This window comes from Acidobacteriota bacterium, from assembly GCA_034211275.1.
Taxonomy (GTDB): domain Bacteria; phylum Acidobacteriota; class Thermoanaerobaculia; order Multivoradales; family JAHZIX01; genus JAGQSE01.
This window is the reverse complement of sequence record JAXHTF010000149.1, coordinates 1-17,050: the sequence shown is the minus strand read 5'-3', so window position 1 is coordinate 17,050 and position 17,050 is coordinate 1. Positions and strand designations below refer to the sequence as shown.

At 67.5% G+C, this 17,050-nt stretch carries 15 protein-coding genes; 6 read left to right on the top strand and 9 right to left on the bottom strand.

Annotation, left to right across the window (positions count from 1 at the left end; all coding sequences use genetic code 11):
- A partial coding sequence (locus SX243_18990; GenBank protein MDY7095066.1) for a hypothetical protein occupies positions 1-549 on the top strand: 549 nt, incomplete at its 5' end.
- Between the two features lie 21 nt (positions 550-570).
- On the opposite strand, the gene SX243_18985 is transcribed toward SX243_18990, so the two are convergent.
- The 4 genes from SX243_18985 to SX243_18970 all read right to left on the bottom strand — a co-directional run bounded on the left by SX243_18985 (position 571) and on the right by SX243_18970 (position 5,040).
- Positions 571-1,749 carry an ATP-binding protein gene (locus SX243_18985; GenBank protein MDY7095065.1) on the bottom strand — a complete coding sequence of 393 codons (1,179 nt, stop codon included), beginning with the start codon at positions 1,747-1,749 and terminating at the stop codon, positions 571-573.
- A gap of 173 nt (positions 1,750-1,922) precedes the next feature.
- A complete protein-coding gene (locus SX243_18980) occupies positions 1,923-3,260 on the bottom strand; it encodes an adenylosuccinate synthase (GenBank protein MDY7095064.1) in 1,338 nt (445 codons plus the stop codon).
- Positions 3,261-3,380: 120 nt separating this feature from the next.
- Positions 3,381-4,388: an alpha/beta hydrolase gene (locus tag SX243_18975; protein ID MDY7095063.1), complete on the bottom strand. Its 1,008-nt coding sequence runs from the start codon at positions 4,386-4,388 to the stop codon at positions 3,381-3,383.
- 292 nt (positions 4,389-4,680) lie between these two features.
- Positions 4,681-5,040 carry a hypothetical protein gene (locus SX243_18970; GenBank protein ID MDY7095062.1) on the bottom strand — a complete coding sequence of 120 codons (360 nt, stop codon included), beginning with the start codon at positions 5,038-5,040 and terminating at the stop codon, positions 4,681-4,683.
- 281 nt (positions 5,041-5,321) lie between these two features.
- Between SX243_18970 and ccsA the strand changes: the two genes are divergently transcribed.
- The 5 genes from ccsA (at position 5,322) to SX243_18945 (ending at position 11,407) form a co-directional block, all read left to right on the top strand.
- Positions 5,322-6,119: a cytochrome c biogenesis protein CcsA gene (gene ccsA / locus SX243_18965; GenBank protein ID MDY7095061.1), complete on the top strand. Its 798-nt coding sequence runs from the start codon at positions 5,322-5,324 to the stop codon at positions 6,117-6,119.
- A 29-nt stretch (positions 6,120-6,148) separates the two neighbouring features.
- Positions 6,149-7,456 (top strand): glutamyl-tRNA reductase, encoded by a 1,308-nt coding sequence (gene hemA, locus SX243_18960; protein ID MDY7095060.1) that lies wholly within the window; start codon positions 6,149-6,151, stop codon positions 7,454-7,456.
- Complete coding sequence (hemC, locus tag SX243_18955) at positions 7,449-8,402, top strand: hydroxymethylbilane synthase (protein MDY7095059.1); 954 nt, start codon at positions 7,449-7,451, stop codon at positions 8,400-8,402. The genes hemA and hemC overlap by 8 nt, the downstream gene beginning before the upstream one ends.
- A 61-nt stretch (positions 8,403-8,463) precedes the next feature.
- Positions 8,464-9,324 carry a uroporphyrinogen-III synthase gene (locus SX243_18950; protein ID MDY7095058.1) on the top strand — a complete coding sequence of 287 codons (861 nt, stop codon included), beginning with the start codon at positions 8,464-8,466 and terminating at the stop codon, positions 9,322-9,324.
- A 337-nt stretch (positions 9,325-9,661) separates the two neighbouring features.
- Entirely contained in the window at positions 9,662-11,407 is a 1,746-nt protein-coding gene (locus SX243_18945; GenBank protein ID MDY7095057.1) for an AarF/UbiB family protein, read from the top strand.
- Here SX243_18945 and SX243_18940 read toward each other — a convergent pair whose 3' ends face one another.
- From SX243_18940 to SX243_18920, 5 genes are all read right to left on the bottom strand, one after another.
- A complete protein-coding gene (locus SX243_18940; GenBank protein ID MDY7095056.1) occupies positions 11,408-12,208 on the bottom strand; it encodes a hypothetical protein in 801 nt (266 codons plus the stop codon).
- Between the two features lie 378 nt (positions 12,209-12,586).
- Positions 12,587-14,839, bottom strand: a complete 2,253-nt coding sequence (locus SX243_18935; GenBank protein MDY7095055.1) for a Na-K-Cl cotransporter — start codon at positions 14,837-14,839, stop codon at positions 12,587-12,589.
- Between the two features lie 95 nt (positions 14,840-14,934).
- Positions 14,935-16,008: a GntG family PLP-dependent aldolase gene (locus SX243_18930; GenBank protein MDY7095054.1), complete on the bottom strand. Its 1,074-nt coding sequence runs from the start codon at positions 16,006-16,008 to the stop codon at positions 14,935-14,937.
- A 39-nt stretch (positions 16,009-16,047) separates the two neighbouring features.
- On the bottom strand, positions 16,048-16,794 hold the full coding sequence (locus SX243_18925) for a hypothetical protein (protein ID MDY7095053.1): 747 nt from the start codon (positions 16,792-16,794) through the stop codon (positions 16,048-16,050).
- Positions 16,791-17,050 (bottom strand): hypothetical protein (locus tag SX243_18920; GenBank protein MDY7095052.1); only part of this gene is annotated, 260 nt, incomplete at its 5' end. The genes SX243_18925 and SX243_18920, both read right to left, overlap by 4 nt.

Genomic DNA, 17,050 nt, shown 5'->3' with positions numbered 1-17,050 from the left:
GCCCGGACCGCCCTCGAAGAATGGGCCCGGGTCCATCGCCGGGCCAACGACTGCCTGAGCCCCGGCCGCGCCCTCGCCATCGGTGCCGACATCCTCGACGAGGCCGGAGCCGAGGGCTGGCGGCTGTGGCAATTCCTCCAGCGCGATCCCAGCCTCCGGGAGCTGATCCTGGACGCCGTCGGCCAGGGTTCCCCCCGTGAGGTCGCCGACCGGCTTTGGAACGCAGCCCAAGCGCTCATCGACGCCCGGGTAGAGCTCCTCAAGGCCAAGCTGCCGGTACTCTGCACTCTCGATTCCTGTGGCGTGGCGGCGGGTCGCGGCGTCTATCTGGACTGGCTGCCCTCCCTGCGAGCCGCCCAGCCCATGGGTCCTTCGGAGGACCGGCGGGAATTCCTTCGCCAACGCTTCGATGGCATCGCTGCTGAAATCACCGGCCGGGCGGATCTCTCCTTGGGCCCGATCCTCGATCGCCTACAGGAGAGGAGCCTTCGCCAACCCTCCCGCAGCTGGGTCACGGAGGCCTTGGCGGCCCTGCTCATCGAGGCTTGAGGCTGTCCGCAAATCCTGGGCTCAGCGCAGGCTGGAGGCGTCGTCGAGGCCGGAGCCAACGATGCCGTGCTGCACCCAACCCAACGGCAGGGTGATCACCGCCCGTGCCCCGCCGGAGCTGCGGTTTTCGAGCGCTAGAGAGCCCTCGAATTGCTGCGCCACGCGCTGCGCGATGGCCAGCCCCAGGCCGATGCCACCCTTGCGGCGGGAAAAGAACGGCGTGGTCACCTGATCCAGATCGTGCAGCGCGAAGCCGGGGCCTTCATCTTCCACCACGAAGTGACAGCAACGGATCCGCCCCTCCTCTTCCGGCTCCTGATCCACCATCAGGCGAGCGCTGACGGTGGCCCCTGCATCCGAATGCTGGAGAGCGTTGAGCACCAGATTGCGCAAGGCCGCCACCAGCCTGCCTTGGTCCCCCAGCACCCACTCGTCCAAGGGCTCCGCCTGCACCTCGAGGGCAACGCTTCGGGCCTCGGCGAGCTCGGTGCAATCCTCCACCGCCTCCGACAACAGCTGATGCGGCGCCAGGCGGCTCAAACTGGAGGTCAGCGGGCGGCCGAATTCCAACAGCGCCCGCATCAGCCGACCCAGGCGGTCGGCGCTGCGCATCAACGCCTCGATATCCTCCCGCAACGTCTGCGGGTCCACCGCCCCTTCTTCTTTCAGGCTGTGAAGGATCGAATCGCAGCGGGCACTGATGGCGAAGACCGGATTGCGCACCTCGTGGGCCACTCCCGCCACCAGCGAGCCGAGAGTCTCCACGGTCTCGCGCCGGCTCATGGCCTCCTGAAGCTTCACCAACCGGCTGACGTCCCGGGCGGTGACCAAGATCCCCGCCTCGTCGGTCTCCGATGGCGACACGAAGCGAGCCGTCAACTCCCAAGTACGGGCCTTGTCGTCGGAGCGCACCTGCCCCGAGATGCTGCCCCCCTCCCGCCGCGGCAGGTTGTCCACCAAATCCACCAGAGCGTTCCAGGTGCGGTCTTCGCCGAGCGTTTCGAGGCGACGACCGAGGAGCTCTTCCGGGCGCTGGTCTAGCAGTTGGAAGGCGGCGGCGTTGGCATCCAGAAGATGCCGCCGCTCGTCGAGGACGAGGATCGGAAAACCCAGGGCATCCATGGTGCGCTGCCAGTTGCTGGCAGTGCGCGCCAGGGCTGTCTGTAGGTCCAGTAGCTCTTGCTCCCGTTGTGAGCTCATCTCCGATCCGGCCATGGAGACTTGAGCATAACAGTAGAAGACGCCGACTTCCCTTGTCGGCATCGAGACTTTTTCATCGCAAAATCGGCCGGAGCGCTAGCTTAGAAAACGCTGTGAATTCTGTAAAGTCGTGTCCTGACCGAAAAGAAATCGCGCAAGCAGGGAAATCGCAATCAGTCCAGCTGCGCCCGCACCGCTGCCAGCCGGTCCCCCGCGAAGCTCTGCATCACCGGCAGATTGCGCACGATGGTTTCCTCTCGCCGGGGACCGCTGGAGATCAGCGCCATGGGCACTCCCAGCTCGTCTTCCAGCAGGCGAATGTAGTCCTGGGCTGCCGGGGGCAGCTGCGCGAAGTCGGTGATGCCGACGGTGCTGGCCTGCCACCCGGGCATGACCTTGTACTCCGGCGTAAAACCCTGGCCCGCTTCGAACTCGGCGGAATACTCCCGATGCAGCGTCTCCCCTTGACGGTAGCCGACGCACACGGGGATCTCCTCCAGCTCGTCGAGGACGTCGAGCTTGGTCAGGGCCACGGCGCCGATGCCGTTGAGGCGATTGGCGTAGCGCGCGGCCACCAGGTCGAGCCAGCCGCAGCGTCGCGGTCTGCCGGTGGTGGTGCCGAATTCGTTGCCCCGGCGCCGCAAATACTCCCCCACCGAGCCCTCCACCTCGGTGGTGAAGGGGCCTTCGCCGACGCGGGTGGTATAAGCCTTGAGCACTCCCAGAGCACCGTTCACCGCCGTGGGCGGCAGACCGCTGCCGGTGCACGCGCCGCCGGCGGTGGAATTGGAGCTGGTGACGTAGGGGAAGGTGCCGTGGTCGACGTCCAGCAGGGTACCCTGGGCTCCCTCCAGCAGCAGGCTCTTACCCTCTCCCAACCAGCGATGGAGCTTCAGCTCGACATCGCATAGGAAGGGCTCCAACCGATCCCGCCAGCGGCGGCAGCGGCCCAGGGTCGATTCCAAATCGTGCCGGGACGGCTCCGCCCCGAGGCTCTCCAGCTCCGCACTGGTCTTGCGCAACAGCGACCGCAGCCGCGCCTCCAGGTTCTCAGCGAAGAGATCCACCAACCGCAGGCCGAATCGGGAGGCCTTTTGCTCGTAGCTGGGGCCGATACCGCGACTGGTGGTGCCGATCCGGGTGTCGCCCCGCGCCTGCTCCCGAGCCTGGTCCAGCTCCGCCGCCTGGGGCAGCACCAGGTGGGCACGGTTGGAAATGAAGAGCCGGCCCTGCAGCTCCACGCCGGCCTCCTCGAGGCGCTCGATCTCATCGAAGAGGGCATCCGGCTGAATCACCATGCCGTTGCCCAAAGCGCAATCCATGCCCGGCCGCAGAATCCCCGAGGGGATGAGATGGAGGGAGAAGTGCTTCTCGCCAAAACGCACCGTATGCCCCGCATTGTGGCCGCCCTGATAGCGCACCACCGCATCGAAGGCAGGGCAGATGAGATCTACCACCTTGCCCTTCCCCTCGTCTCCCCACTGCATTCCGACGATGACGACGTTGGCCATATTCCCTCCGCCTGAGAGCCCACGACTCAGCGCCCACGAAACAACCCGCGGCGCACGAAAGCGAAACCGTAGCAAACGGGGGCAGGCCCGGCAAGGTCATTTCCCTCCGACCAGCTGACATCAAGGCTCCGGCAGCGTGCTCAAACTGCCGATGAGCTCAGTGATCGGCCCCAGCAGCTCTTCTGCCAGCGGCAGCTTCGGATCTCCGTAGGAAGCCTGCTGCGCGGCCAGCTCGGAAGGAACACTCTTGAGCACGTGATTCATCCCATCCACCAGACGAAACTCGGCCTCCGGCGCCGCCTGCTTCAACGCCAGCGCATCCTGGACAGGTACTTGAATATCGGTATTCCCCTGCACGATGAGCGTCGGTACCTCGAGCTTGGCGATCTCCTTCGTAGGGTCGTAGCGCAGCATGGAGATCAGAAACGGCTGCACGCTCGGCCGGAAGAGACTGGAGAGAATGTTTGGAACCTTGGCCACGGATTCTCCCCGCTCCAAGGAGGTCAGAATCTCCTCGGCTCGGATCGCCTCTTTCGGCGGCAGCTTGCCCTCCAGCTGCTCCCGCAGAAGGGCTCCCAGCGGCCGCCCCGGTCCAGCGATGGAAACAAAGGCATCCGCCGAGGCTCGGCGGACGGCGAGCATCCCGACGAGGGAACCTTCGCTGTGACCGATGACCGTCACCGAAGAGAAACGTGAGTCGCCACGCAAACGTTCCACCCATTGGGACGCATCGGAAACAAAGTCGTCGAACACCACATCCGACTCCTTCAGGTCGAGCCCGGCGCTGTCACCGATCATGCGCTTGTCGTAGCGCAGGCTGGCAATGCCCGCGGCGGCGAGCCCTTCCGCGAGGTACCGCAGGCTGTTGTTCTCCCCAGCCAGAGGATTGTTGCCGTTGCGGTCCGTGGGTCCGGAGCCAGCGATGATCAGGGCCACCGGATACGGCGGGAGTCCCTCGGGCACCAGCAGCGTGCCGAACAACGAGCCTTCCGAAATCCCGAGCTCCCAATTCTCTCCCTCCTCGACCGCGGCGGCACCGGGCTGCAACTGGGCCGCCAGCGGACTCCCACTGAACAAGCAGAGGACAACAACGGTGAGGACGATGCGAGATGTCCAGAGGCGTCGCACTGAACCATGAAACCCTGGATGAACGTAGCTCTGAAAAAGCATAGGCTGGATTCCCTCGAGTAGGTTGTCGGGTCGACGTCAGAGCGGATGCCCGGTCGAGAAGCCTGCTGTAAGAGCCAGCAGGCTCTTAGTAGTTTTTTACCTGATACGACCGGCAACTTCCAGGTCAACACAGCCGCCACCCGTCAATCCCACGCAATCGGGAGTGACGGAGTGACGGGGTGACGGGGTGACGGGGGCCGTGGGAAGACGGGTGAAAGGGTGCCGGGAGGCGGTGTTCTCCGCCGGTGCCCTACAGGCCGGTAGGAGTGCAGCTGCAGCTGGAGGTGCCGGTGGACGGTGGGTCCACGTAGGGGCAAGCCCGATCGGCGATGCCGCAGCAATGCGCCTCGGTGCCGGAGCAAATCAAGATCCAAGTGGTCCTGCTGCCCTCGCAGGTGTACTCACATTCCTGCTGGTCACCGGGGACCGGCTCCGGGTCTATATCGTCATGGAGAAAGACCGGGGTCGGCCACAGGCCGGCGGCTTCGACGGCCTCATCGGCAGGAGTGACGGTTCCCGCAGAGTCCGCGTTCACACCGGCCGCAAGAACGGGCATGGCGAAGAGGGCGAGGAAGCACAGGCAAAAGAGGGTACGAGCTCTGAACATCATGAGGTCTCCTGAATCCAAAGGTTGACTTTTTGGCCCGGCAGAGGCCTCCTAAGACCTTCGAAGAGGTGCAGGAAGCAACTCGGCGCTGAAATGGCCCCGGACCCCTGGCGGATGACGAGACCTGAACGAGTCTCGAAGAAGCTGGCCTCGAAGGCACGAGTCCGGCAAGTAAGTGAACGAGAATTCGCCGGCAACTTACCATAGGTCCCGACAGTGGCCCCTGTCCCGCCCCAGCGGTGCTAGACTGCCCAGCTGTGGAGAGTTTCCTGAGCGCGGCCAAGGTGCTGCTTCCCCTTGCGTATTTGGTTCTCGTGCTGCTCTATGGTGCGGTTTTCCTCGCCCGCCATCGGACGGCGGAGCGACTGGTGCAGCCGTTGCTGCTGGGCACTCTGGCCCTCCATGTCGCCTATTTGGTGGCCCTGGGCCTGCGCTGGCACCAATTCCCCGCCGCCACCGTACCCCAAGCTCTGTCGGTGGTGGCCCTGGCGGTGGCGCTGGTCTATGCCCTCGAGGAGCACCTCAGCCAAGAGCGCGCCACCGGCGTCTGGCTGATGTCTTTGGTGCTGCTCTTCCAGCTCCTCTCCTCCACCCTGGTACGGCCGGATGTCCCGTCCATCCGCCCCTTCGCCAGCCCTCTCTTCGCCACCCATCTGGCTCTCGCCCTGGTGGGCTATGCCGCCTGCGTCGTGGCCAGCGGCTACGCCTTCCTCTTCCTGCGCCTATACCGCGAGCTCAAGCTCGCCCGCTTTCGCCTCTTCTACGGCCGGCTGCCCCCGCTGGAAGTGCTGGACCGGTTGATGAGTTGGTCTCTGGCGGTGGGCTTCCTGGCCCTCACCGGTGCCGCCGCCGTCGGTATGACCTACTCCTACCAGACCCAAGGAGCCTTCGAGCTCGGCGATCCCAACGTGCTCTTCACCCTCGCCACCTGGGCTCTCTACGGCCTGGCGCTGCTGATGCGCCGGCTGGGACGCTGGCAAGGGCGCCAGACCGCCATCGCCTGCCTCGCGGGCCTGGCGGTGATCATCCTCTCCCTCATCGTCGTCAACTTCGCGCTGCCGCGCTTCCACGGCTTCACCTGATCCGCAGCGCTTCGACTCGCCTTCTCGCCATGCCCATCTCCGAGCCACCCACCGAACCAGGCCGCTCCGGCAACTCGCCGGCGCTGATCCTGGTGGGCACCGACTTCCGCCGCGCCGATCTGGACCTCCGGGACCGCGTCGCCTTCAGCCCGGAGGAGATCCCGGACGCCCTGGTGCACCTGCTGGCGCGGGCGGAGATCGCCGAGGCCTGCCTGCTCTCCACCTGCAACCGCACCGAGATCTACGTTCACCCTCGGGACGAGGAGGCGGCCTACCAGGCAGTGGTGGAGCTGATTTTCAAACGCCGGGCTCCGGAGATCCACCGCCAGGGCCGGCTCTACGTCCACTGGCACGAAGAGGCCGCAGTGCACCTGCTGTCGGTGGCGTCGGGGCTCGAATCGATGATCCTGGGCGAGCCCGAGATCCTCGGCCAGGTCAAACAGGCCGCCGCCGCCGCCGAAGCGGTGGGCGCCAGCAGCACCGTACTACGCCAGCTGCTGCGGAGCGCCGTCGTCGCCGGCCGCCGGGCACGCCAGGAGACCAGCGTCGCCGCCGGCGCCGTGTCCTTCGGCTATGGCGTCGTGGAGCTCGCCCGCAGCATCTTCTCCAATCTGGAGAGCACCCGCGTACTGGTCCTCGGCGCCGGCGAGATGGCCCTGCAGGTGGCCCGCAACTTGCGCGAGCGGGGCGCTGGCCGGCTGACCGTCACCAACCGCAGCCGCGGCCGGGCGGAGAACCTCCGGGAGCAGCTGGGCAATATCGCCGTAGTGCCCTTCGAGGAGCGCGGCGACGCCCTTTCGGCGGCGGATCTGGTGGTAGTCTCCACCGGCGCCGACGAGCCGGTGGTCACCCATCCCATGATGCGCCAGGCCATGGCCCGGCGCCCCGGGCGGCCGCTGTTGATGGTGGACCTGGGAGTGCCGCGCAACGTCGAGCCCGAGGTGCGCAAGCTGGAGAATCTCTTCCTCCACGACATCGATTCCATGAAGGCCCTGGTGGAACGCAATCTAGAACGACGGCGGGAAGAAATCCCACGGGTCGAGCGCATCATCGAAGAGGAGCTCCAGCACTTTCGCCAGTGGCACCGCTCGCTGGAGGCCGAACCCCTGGTAGCGGAGCTCCAGCGCAAGGCGGAGCTGCTGCGTATCCAGGAAGTGGAATCCGCTCGCCAACACTTCCCCGCCGAAACCCACGCCCAGCTGGACCGCTTGACCCGTTCGCTGGTGCGCAAGCTCCTGCATCACCCCAGCACCCGACTGCGCCGCGACGAGCAGGCACCGGGCCACCTGGAGCTGGTGCGCGAGCTCTTCCAGCTCGGAGAAGACGACGATGACTGAAACCGCCCCCGCCATCCGAACCCGTACCCTGCGCCTGGGAACCCGCGGCAGCGATCTGGCCCTGGCCCAATCCGGCCTGGTGGCCCGGGAGCTGGAAGCGCTCCACCCCGGGCTGAAAGTAGAGCTGGTCCCCAAGACCACCCGCGGCGACATCTACCGCGGCGATCTGGCGGAGGTGGGGGGCAAAGGGCTGTTCACCGAGGAGCTGGAGAAGGAGCTCCTGGACGGCACCCTGGACTTCGCCGTCCACAGCCTCAAGGATCTGCCGGTGACCTTGGGCCCCGGCCTGACGGTGGCGGCCTTTCCCCGCCGCGCCGATCCTCGGGACGTGCTGGTGGGGGCGAAGACGGTCCACGACCTGCCCCAGGGGGGCAGCGTCCTCACCGGCTCTCAACGCCGCCGCTCCCAGCTGCTGCTGGCCCGCCCGGATCTCGACGTGCGCCCCATCCGCGGCAATGTCGGCACCCGCCTGGGCAAATGGCGCGCCGGCGACGGCGACGCCGTGATCCTCGCCGCCGCCGGCATCGACCGCCTGGGGATCGAGAACCTGGACCTCGAGCCGTCGGAGGCCCACCGCATGGATCCAGCGCTGATGATTCCCGCGCCGGGTCAGGGAACCCTGGCGCTGGAAGTGCGCACCGGCAGCGAGGCGGACGCCCTCTGCCGCGGCCTCAACGACCCCGCCACCGAGCGCGACTCGGTGATGGAGCGCAAGATCGTCGCGGCCTTCGGTGGCGACTGCACCCTGCCCCTGGCGGCCTGGGCCCGGGAGGAGAACGGCGAGCTGCGCCTCAGCGCCGTCCTGGCGATGCCCGACGGCTCCCGAGCCGCCCGCGGCGAAGCCCGGGGGGACGACCCCGACGCCGTCACCCAGGCCTGCCTCGACGCCCTCCACGCCGACGGCGCCGCCGTGGTGCTCCAGGCCATGGGCCGATCCTCTTCCTGACACTGGCTCTCCCGAGCCGGGTCGCCCTCCTCCCGAGCCGAATCACCTAAGGTCTCGCCCCTTGAACAGCTCCCCTTCAGCTCCTCTCGCCGGCATCCGGGTCGTCGTCACCCGCCCGGCGGCCCAAGCCGAAGGCCTCGTCCGGGCCTACCAGGAAGCCGGCGCCACCGTCGTCCGGCTGCCGCTGCTGGCGGTGATGCCGCCGGAGGACCCCGCCCCCCTCGACGCCGCCGCCGCCCGCCTGGCGGACTTCTCCTGGGTTGCCCTCACCTCCGCCAACGCCGTCCGCGCTCTGCTCCCCCGAGTCGAGCACTGGCCCGACACCACCCGCCTCGCCGCCGTCGGCGGCGCCACCGCTGCGGCCCTCGAAGAGCACGGTTTGAAGGCTCACCTGGTCCCCGCCCAGGGCGACGCCGAGCATCTGGCCCAGGAGCTCCTCCAGCACCTCGCCCCGGATGACCAGGTCCTCCTCCCCCAAGCCGCCGACGCCCGCCCCACCCTGGAACAGGCCCTGCGCGCCGCCCAGGTCCCCGTCAGCGCCGTCACCGCCTACGACAAGCGCTTGCCGCCACAAGCAGCCGCCCAGGCCGAGGAGCTCTTCCTCGACTCCCCCTTGGGCTGGGTCACCTTCACCAGCCCCCGCATCGCCCGCTCCTTCGCCGAGCTCCTCGGCGGCGCCTGGCCCAGCCGCCGCAACGAGCTCCGCGCCGCCTCCATCGGCCCCGTCACCAGCACCGCGCTGCGGGAGCTGGGGGTCGAGCCGGCGGCGGAGGCTGCCAGACCCAGCGATGACGAGCTGGTGGCGGCGACGGTCGCCGCGGTCTCGGCTGCTGGGGGAGGCGGCGAGCTGGAAGCGAGCGAAGACTCCGAGGCGCCCACCGCAGGCGCGAACCAGAGCGGAGAAACGCGCGGAACTGTCTGAGCGCCAGCGAGTTTTCCGCGCGCCGCGACGGTTCGGCAGGCTGCGGTGGCCAGCAGCGCCGAGGCCTGAGGGAGCTCCGGCTCGCCGCCTCCCCCGGCAGCCCCTCGCCCCTCGGCAGTAAGATCCGACCCTCAGAGTCACCTTAGGGATTCCCAGTCCCCGACACTGATAAGATCCGCCGTGACCCCGCGAAGTCCGGTCAGCACCGTGGTGGCTACCACCGTGCCGCCCACGCCTTGCCACCGGAGCTTCCGCGGGTCGAACCGTCCATGAACAGCACCCTACCGACCCTCTGCGCCACCGTTCCCCTGCCGAACGACGCCCGGGAACCCTCCCCGTGAAGCCTCGGAGCGTCCCATCACCTTCGGGCAAGGGCCGTGTCGGCAGAGCCCGCAATTTCCGGGACGCTACTGCCCCGGGTCAGCTCCCCCTGGGCGAGGACGGCCGGCCCTTCGAGCTGCTGCCGGACCGTAAGCCCCCGGGCATCCTGCGCCGCCTCGCCAGCACCCACCGCCACCTCTACGCCTTGCTCCTCGGCGGGCTGCTGGCACGGGTTCGCTACTGGCCCGAAGGGCGCCGCCGGGGCCCCGTCTATCTCTTCCTCTGGCTCCTCACTCTCCCCGGCCGCCTGCTGCTGCGCCGGGATCTGCGCCGGGAACCCTTCCCCGTCCAACTGCGCCGCCGCCTGGAGCTCCTGGGTCCGACCTACATCAAGCTCGGCCAGGTCCTGAGCCTGCGCCGGGACATCCTCCCGGACAGCGTCACCTCCGAGCTCGAGAACCTCCTCGACCGCTTGCCGGTAGTGCCCTTCGAGCGCTTCCTGGAACTGGTGGAAGACGGTCTAGGCCAGCCGGTGCACAAAGCCTTCTTCTGGATCTCCGAGCAGCCGCTGGGCTCGGCCTCCATCGCCCAGATCCACCGCGCCACCACCGCCGAAGGCGATCCGGTGATTCTCAAAGTGGTCAAGCCCGGCATCCGCGAGACCCTGCGTCGGGACGCCCTGCTGCTCAAGGTCCTGGGTTCGGTGCTGCAAGTCTTCTTCGGCCGCTACCGCCCGCGGGTGGTGATCGATGAATTCGTCGACTACACCTTCAAAGAGGTAGATCTGCGACGGGAGGCGGACAACGCCGAGGTCTTCACCGCCAACTTCCGCGACCAGCCGGACATCGTCTTCCCGCGCATCTACCGCCAGTACTCCAGCCGCGACGTCCTGTGCATGGAATTTCTCGACGGCGTCAAGCCCAACTCCCTGGAAGCCCTGGCCCTCGACGCCAACGCCCGGGACCGCCTGGTGCACCTGGGAGCGGAGGCGATCATCCGCATGCTCTACCAGGACGGCTTCTTCCACGCCGACCTGCACCCGGGCAATCTGCTGGTGCTCCCGGGCCCCAAGGCGGGCTTCATCGACCTCGGCATGGTGGGCCGCTTCGACGATTCCCTCCGCCGCACCCTCCTCTACTACTACTTCAGCCTGGTCCAAGGCGACGCCGATCAGGCCGCCCGCTACCTCCTGTCGACCGCCCAGCAGGCCCGCGGCGCCGACCCCCACGGCTTCCGCCGAGAGCTGGTGGAGCTCTCCCAACGCTGGCACAGCCGCTCCAGCTTCGACGGCATCACCCTGGGGCAGATGATCCTCGAATCGGTGAACCTCGGCGGCCAGTACCGAATGTACTTCCCGGTGGAGATGGTGCTTATGGTCAAAGCCTTGGTGACCTTCGAAGGCGTCGGCCGCCGCCTGCTCCCGGACTTCGACATCGTCGGCCTCACCCGCCACCACGTGCGACAAGTCTTCCTCGCCCAATTCCACCCCCAACGCCTCCTCCACCAGGTCACCCGCAGCGCCCCGGACCTGATGGAGGCGATGATGCAGACCCCCCAACTGGTGCAGGAAGGGCTCAAGGCCCTGGACAACATGCAGAACCGCCCCAAAGACCCACCGCTGAGCGGGCTGCGGGGAACGGTCCTCGGAGGGTTTTGCATCCTGGCGGGAGCGGTGCTGGTGGCCACCGGGGGCCCCTGGCCGCTTTACGCGGGGTTGTTTGCTCTGGGGTTGGTGGCGGCGCTGCGCGGCGGAGCAGACTGATCAGAACGTGCAGTTGGTGCTGAGGCCAGCATCCTTGGTCCACTTCGTCGTCGGAGCGTTCTTGCCGTTCCAATCGACTTCGATGGTGAAGGCGCAGGCGCAGCTGGGCTGGCTGGCGGAGCCGTTGACGAAGGAGAGGAAGTGGAATTTCCACGCCGCGACCTCGCTCTGGGAGTCCTTGCTCTGGTCCGGATTGTCCCACCAGCTGATGGTCGTCGGCGTCTCGGAGATCAGCACGTCGGTGGCCGCCAGGCTGGCATAGTTGTCGCCCCCGAAGAACGGATTCGTCGCCTTGGTGGCGCCCACCGCCGGGAAGGAGTTGGCGCTGCTGTTGTCGATCTCCACGGTGTGCCCCGCCAGGGACTGGAGGCCGCTCAAGGAGGTCGGGATAATCGGAGGGTTCGCTTCCCTCTTCCCGCCGCTGGTGATGTCCTCCTGCAGCACCTGTCCGATGGTGCAATCACTGGGAATGCTCGACGCCTTCAGCGTGGCCACCGGCTGGAAGCCCGTCTTCTGGTACGGCTTCACATTGCCGAGCTTCTGGGAGTTGACCCCCAGGCGGCACTCATAGGCGAATTTGGTAATGCAGCCCTTGGCGGACCCGGTGAATTTGTCGCATTCGGTCTTGAGGAAGTTGAGGTCGTTGTCCGTGCACATGATGCCTGTCGTGCCCGAGTGCTTCAACGTCATGGCGCTACACCCGCAGGCGGCCAGTGCCGTCGTAGGAGCCCACAAGACCCAACCGACCACTCCGATCAACACGACCAACCCGAAGCCCACCATCCATTTTGCAGATTGCATGGTTCTCTCTCCTCATCCTGGAGGTTCTCTGTGTGGCTCGGGATTTGCTGACTGCGGACTCAGCTTACGGGGGATCTCGGGGCGGCGTCAATCTTGGAGGATAGTTGTCTGACTGCCCAGCAAAAATGTCCGCCTTAACTGCCCAGCGATTCTGTCCGCATCATGGAGAGAATCGAAATGAGTCAGAATGAGCTGAGAAAGGTCCAGATCTTGGAGCTTCTCCAGCAAGGACATGTGACCGCCCAGGAGGCTGCTCAGCGCCTGGGGATGACGGCTCGGCACCTGCGCCGATTGCGGCGGCGCTACCGCGAGAGCAGGAGGGGTGGGACCCAAATGTTGGTCCCTATGTTTTCAGTCACTTAGCCGCATCGGACCGGCTCAAACCTCATCCAGCAGCTGCCCCGCGAAGATCCCCGCAGCGCGGACGAGGATGACCGTCGGGAGGCCTTCGACGAGGGTTTCTAGGCGGCTGGCGTAGGCTTCTTCTTCGCCGGACTCGGGTTGTTGGAGGCCCATGAAGACGACGTCGGCGTCGCGGCTTTGTTCGTGGATGGTGTCTTGGACGGTGGCGCCGGGGGCGAGGCGGATGATTTCGGCTTCGGCGTTGATGCGGCTGCGGGAGAGCAGGCTTTGGAGGTTGGCCTCGATCTGCTCGTAGTTGGCTGCATGGGACGAGATGCTCTTCACCGAGATCTGGGCCCGGGACCACTCCGGGTTTGCGGCCAGGAGGTGGGCGAAGAGGAGGAGCATGTCGCCGTTGTTTTGCAGGCCGCCCCACCATACGTCGATGCGCCGGCGGCGGCGGAGATGGGAGGTTCGGATCGGCGAGCGGGGGGCCAGGCGGCACATCACCGTCGACTTGCCGAGATAGGTCGCCTGGCGCATGATGCGCAGCTTCGAGACCGTGCGCTCGGACTTGTCGCTCCACCCGAACATCAGGGTGTTGGAAGTGATGCCGGCGATGCCGTTGGCCTGGGCCACGTGCAGGACGCCGCTCTCGAACTCGCTGACGATGTCCACCTCCGGGAACGCCGTCAGCCCCTCTTCCTCCAGCTGATGATCCATGTGCTGGAGCTCCGCCGCCACCTCCGGGCTGCGCTGCTCCAGCTCGCCGACGATGAGGCGGCAGACGGTGAGGATGCCGCGGTCCTGGTTGAGCCAGGCGGCGAAGCGGACCAGCTCGACGCGCTTTTCCAGGTCGCCGGCGAAGAGCAGGATGTGGGGGCGCCAGTTGCGGGGATCCACCGGCAGACGGCGGAGCCAGAGGACGGTGGCACGGGCCAGGGACATGAGGGCGCCGAAGCGCAGGTCGCCCCAGGTGGCGGTCATGGAGCGGCGACGGAGGGCGAGATAGAGGCCTACTTCCAGCACCACCGCCACCACCGCCGCGGTGCGGTTGATCAACGCCATGACCATGAAACAGCTGACGGCCCCCGCCAGGGACACCGCCCACGGCACCCGGATGGTAGGCCGGTAGGAGGGGGCGCCGCTGAGCTGCTCGAGGCCCGCCACCAGGTTGACCATGCCGTAGGTGGTGAGGAAGAACATGGTGAGCACCGGCGCCACGGCGTTGAGGTCGCCGAGGCTCACCGCCAGCAGGGCCACCGCCGTGGACAGCCCGTGGGCCAGCCAGCGGCGCACCTTGGGGGACGGCAGGCGGCGAGAGCGGGGCCATAGGACGCGGTCCTCCGCCAGCACTTCGAGGGTGCGGGGAGCGCCGAGGATGGAGCCCACGGCGGAGGAGAAGATGGCGCCCCACAGGCCCGGGAAGATGAGCAGGGGCACCGCCGCCACCTCGAACCAGATCAGATTGTTCGCCGCCAGCTCCGCCGCCGGTGCCACCGCCGCCAGCACGATGGGCACGGCGAAGTAGATGACGAAGCCCACCGCCACCGCCGATAGGGTGCCCACCGGAATGGAGCGCTTGGGGTCCTTCAAATCGCCGGAGAGGCTGATCCCCGCCATGATGCCGGTGACCGCCGGGAAGAAGACCGCGAAGACCGCCCAGAAGGGCTCCGGGTTCGGGGCCTGCTCCCACAGGGGAATGCTCTCCCGCGCCGCCCCCACGGCGCCGGTGCCCAGGGAGGCCAGGGCCACGGCGATGGCCACCATGATGGGGATCTGCAGCTTGAGGGCCCAGCCGGCGCCGCGGGTGGCCAGCAGAGAGACCCCCACCACCGTCGCCGCCGCCACCCCGCGCTGGGGCAGGTGGGGCCACAGGAGCTGCAGGCTCTCCGCCAGGCCGAAGGCGTAGAGGGTCACGGAGAAGGTCTGGGCGAGGAAGAGGGGGATGCCGATGGCGCCGCCGATCTCCAGCCCCAGAGAGCGGGAGATGATGTAGTAGGCGCCGCCGGCGCCGACGTTCATATTGGTGGTCACCGCCGACACCGAGAGGGCGGTGGAGCTGGTAATGCAGTGGGCCAGGAAAATGATCAGCAGGGCCCCCACCAGCCCCACGTTGCCCACTACCCAACCCAGGCGCAGGAAGAGGATGACGCCGAGAATGGTGAGGATGGAAGGGGTGAAGACCCCGAGGGCGGCGCCCAACTTCTCCTGGGGCAGGGCGTCTTCTTCGGGTCCGCCGGGCGAGGTCGGGGCCGGCGCGGACGAACTGGGATGGGCAGCGCTCATGAGCGAAGGATCGGGAGGGGCGGCGGAGGCGGAATCAGTAGCTGGAGTTTAGCAACTGGAGAGCCGAGGCGTGGAGAGAAAACACGGACCGGGCTTCAGCGGCTCACCGCAGCTCGCCGCAGCTCTTGGAAAACCGCCACGGCGGCTTCCAGAGCCTGGCGGTCCACGTCCCGGTGGGTGACCAGCCGCAGGCGGCAGCGGTCCACCGCCTCGCAGAGCACGCCGCGGCGGCGCAGCTCGTCCCGAAGCGCTGGCGCGTCCTCGCCCTCGGCGGCCACCGCCACCATCAGAATATTGGTTTCCACCGTCTCCGCGTCGACCTCCAAGCCGGGCAGCTGGGTCAGCTCCCGGGCCAGGAAGCGGGCGTTCTCGTGATCCTCCTCCAAGCGCTCGATGCCGGTCTCCAAGGCCACCAGGCCGGCGGCGGCGACGATGCCCGCTTGGCGCATGGTGCCGCCGAGCATTTTGCGCCGGCGGCGGGCTTCGGTCATCAACTCTTGGGAGCCCGCCACCAGCGAGCCCACCGGCGCTCCCAGGCCCTTCGATAAACAGACCATCACCACGTCGAAGCCAGCGGCCAGATGAGCCGGGGTCTGGCCCAGAGCCACCGCGGCGTTGAACAGACGGGCACCGTCGAGGTGGGTGCCCAGGCGGTGCTCGGCGGCCAGGGCCAGCAGCTGGTCCAGGCGCTCCCGGCGGTAGACCCGGCCGCCGGCCATGTTGGCGGTGTTCTCCACCGAGAGCACCAGGGTCGGGGCCAGCAGCGCCCCCCGCGGACGGATGGCCGCGCTCACCGCGGACGGGTCGAGCTGCCCCTCCGGCGCCACGACGGTGCGCGGGATCATCCCCGAGATCACCGCCACCGCCCCCATCTCCCAATCGATGATGTGGCTCTGCTCGGCGCACACTACTTCCCCGCCGGGGGCGCCCAGGAGATTGAGGGCGATCTGGTTGCCCATGGTGCCGGAGGGTACGAAGACCGCCGCTTCCTGGCCCAGGAGCTCGGCACTCTGCTCTTCCAGCCGCCGCACCGTGGGATCTTCGCCAAAGGCGTCGTCCCCCACCTCGGCGTCGGCCATGGCGCGGCGCATCTCCGGCGTCGGCCGGGTGACGGTGTCGGAGCGCAGGTCGGCGACGACGGGCGCAGTGCGATTGGCGTTCTGGTACATCGGTTGTGGCTCAGATGGGGCTTGGAGATCGTGGCGGAATCAGAGGCCGAGGGAGAAGCGCACCGCCGCCTGCAGGTGCTCGCCCTGCTCCACCGAGAGGTTGATCTTGGGCACCAGCAGGTTGATGGTGACGCCGGCGAAGAGCACCTGGTCGGTGCTGTCCACCTCGAGGGTGTCGCCGCCGGGGCGGTCGAGGGAGCTCTCGCTGCGCAGCACGCCGATGCCGATGTAGGGCACCAGGTTGGCGAAGCCTTTGGAGAAGGTCAGATCGGCGCCGACCTGAGTGAAGTCGTAGGTGTCGCTGCCGTCGCTCTTGGTGCCGGTGATGCGCAGTGCCAGGGCGGGTTTGAGCAAGCCGCCGTCGATGATGGACCATTTGAGATCCGCCGATAGCAGGTCGAAGTCGGCGTCCAGCACCTCGCCGTAGGCGACGCCGAGGTCGAAGCCACCAGGGAGACCCTTGCGCGCGCCCACCCGGGCGATGGACAGGAAGTCCCCGGGCAGGCTGCCGCGAATGGCGGAGCCGGGCAGATCGTCGTCGGCGAAGTCCTCGTCGCCGAAGCCGTCCACCGCCGCCACGTCGGCGTAGAGGTTGAAGCCCACCCAGCCCAAGGGGCCGGCGCCGTGGCGGGGAAAGTGGAAGGCGGCAGGAGCGAAGCTGTCGTGGAAAGCCCCGAAGGCTGCTGCAGAAGCGGTGTCCCGCACTTCCCAAGCCTCAGCGGACGAAGCCCCCAGCACTACGAAACAAAGAACCATCACCCAAAGACCCCGTCGTGCCGGCTTCATCCTCGATCTCCTTCCCTCGTCGCTTCCGGAGCTTCCAAATATTGCTCTTCCAGCTCTTCCAACAGCCTGCTGCGGCCTTCCACCACTAGCTCCTCCAACAGCGCTCGGCTTTCCGGGCCGAGGGGCTCCACCACCCCCAAATTGCCCTCCCGGGCGATGGCCGCCACGTCGTGCTCCTCCGCATCGACCCAACGGGCCGCCAGGTAGTAGGCCTGAGCTCGGCCCCCGGGATAGTCCAGCCGCTGGCAGAGATCCC

Bases quoted from the DNA above. Each gene is read 5' to 3' on its own strand.
- SX243_18985 (MDY7095065.1), bottom strand. From the start codon at position 1,749: ATGAGCTCACAACGGGAGCAAGAGCTACTGGACCTACAGACAGCCCTG.
- SX243_18930 (MDY7095054.1), bottom strand. From the start codon at position 16,008: ATGTACCAGAACGCCAATCGCACTGCGCCCGTCGTCGCCGACCTGCGC.
- SX243_18970 (MDY7095062.1), bottom strand. From the start codon at position 5,040: ATGATGTTCAGAGCTCGTACCCTCTTTTGCCTGTGCTTCCTCGCCCTC.
- hemA (MDY7095060.1), top strand. From the start codon at position 6,149: ATGCCCATCTCCGAGCCACCCACCGAACCAGGCCGCTCCGGCAACTCG.
- SX243_18940 (MDY7095056.1), bottom strand. From the start codon at position 12,208: ATGCAATCTGCAAAATGGATGGTGGGCTTCGGGTTGGTCGTGTTGATC.
- SX243_18925 (MDY7095053.1), bottom strand. From the start codon at position 16,794: ATGAAGCCGGCACGACGGGGTCTTTGGGTGATGGTTCTTTGTTTCGTA.
- SX243_18935 (MDY7095055.1), bottom strand. From the start codon at position 14,839: ATGAGCGCTGCCCATCCCAGTTCGTCCGCGCCGGCCCCGACCTCGCCC.
- hemC (MDY7095059.1), top strand. From the start codon at position 7,449: ATGACTGAAACCGCCCCCGCCATCCGAACCCGTACCCTGCGCCTGGGA.
- SX243_18980 (MDY7095064.1), bottom strand. From the start codon at position 3,260: ATGGCCAACGTCGTCATCGTCGGAATGCAGTGGGGAGACGAGGGGAAG.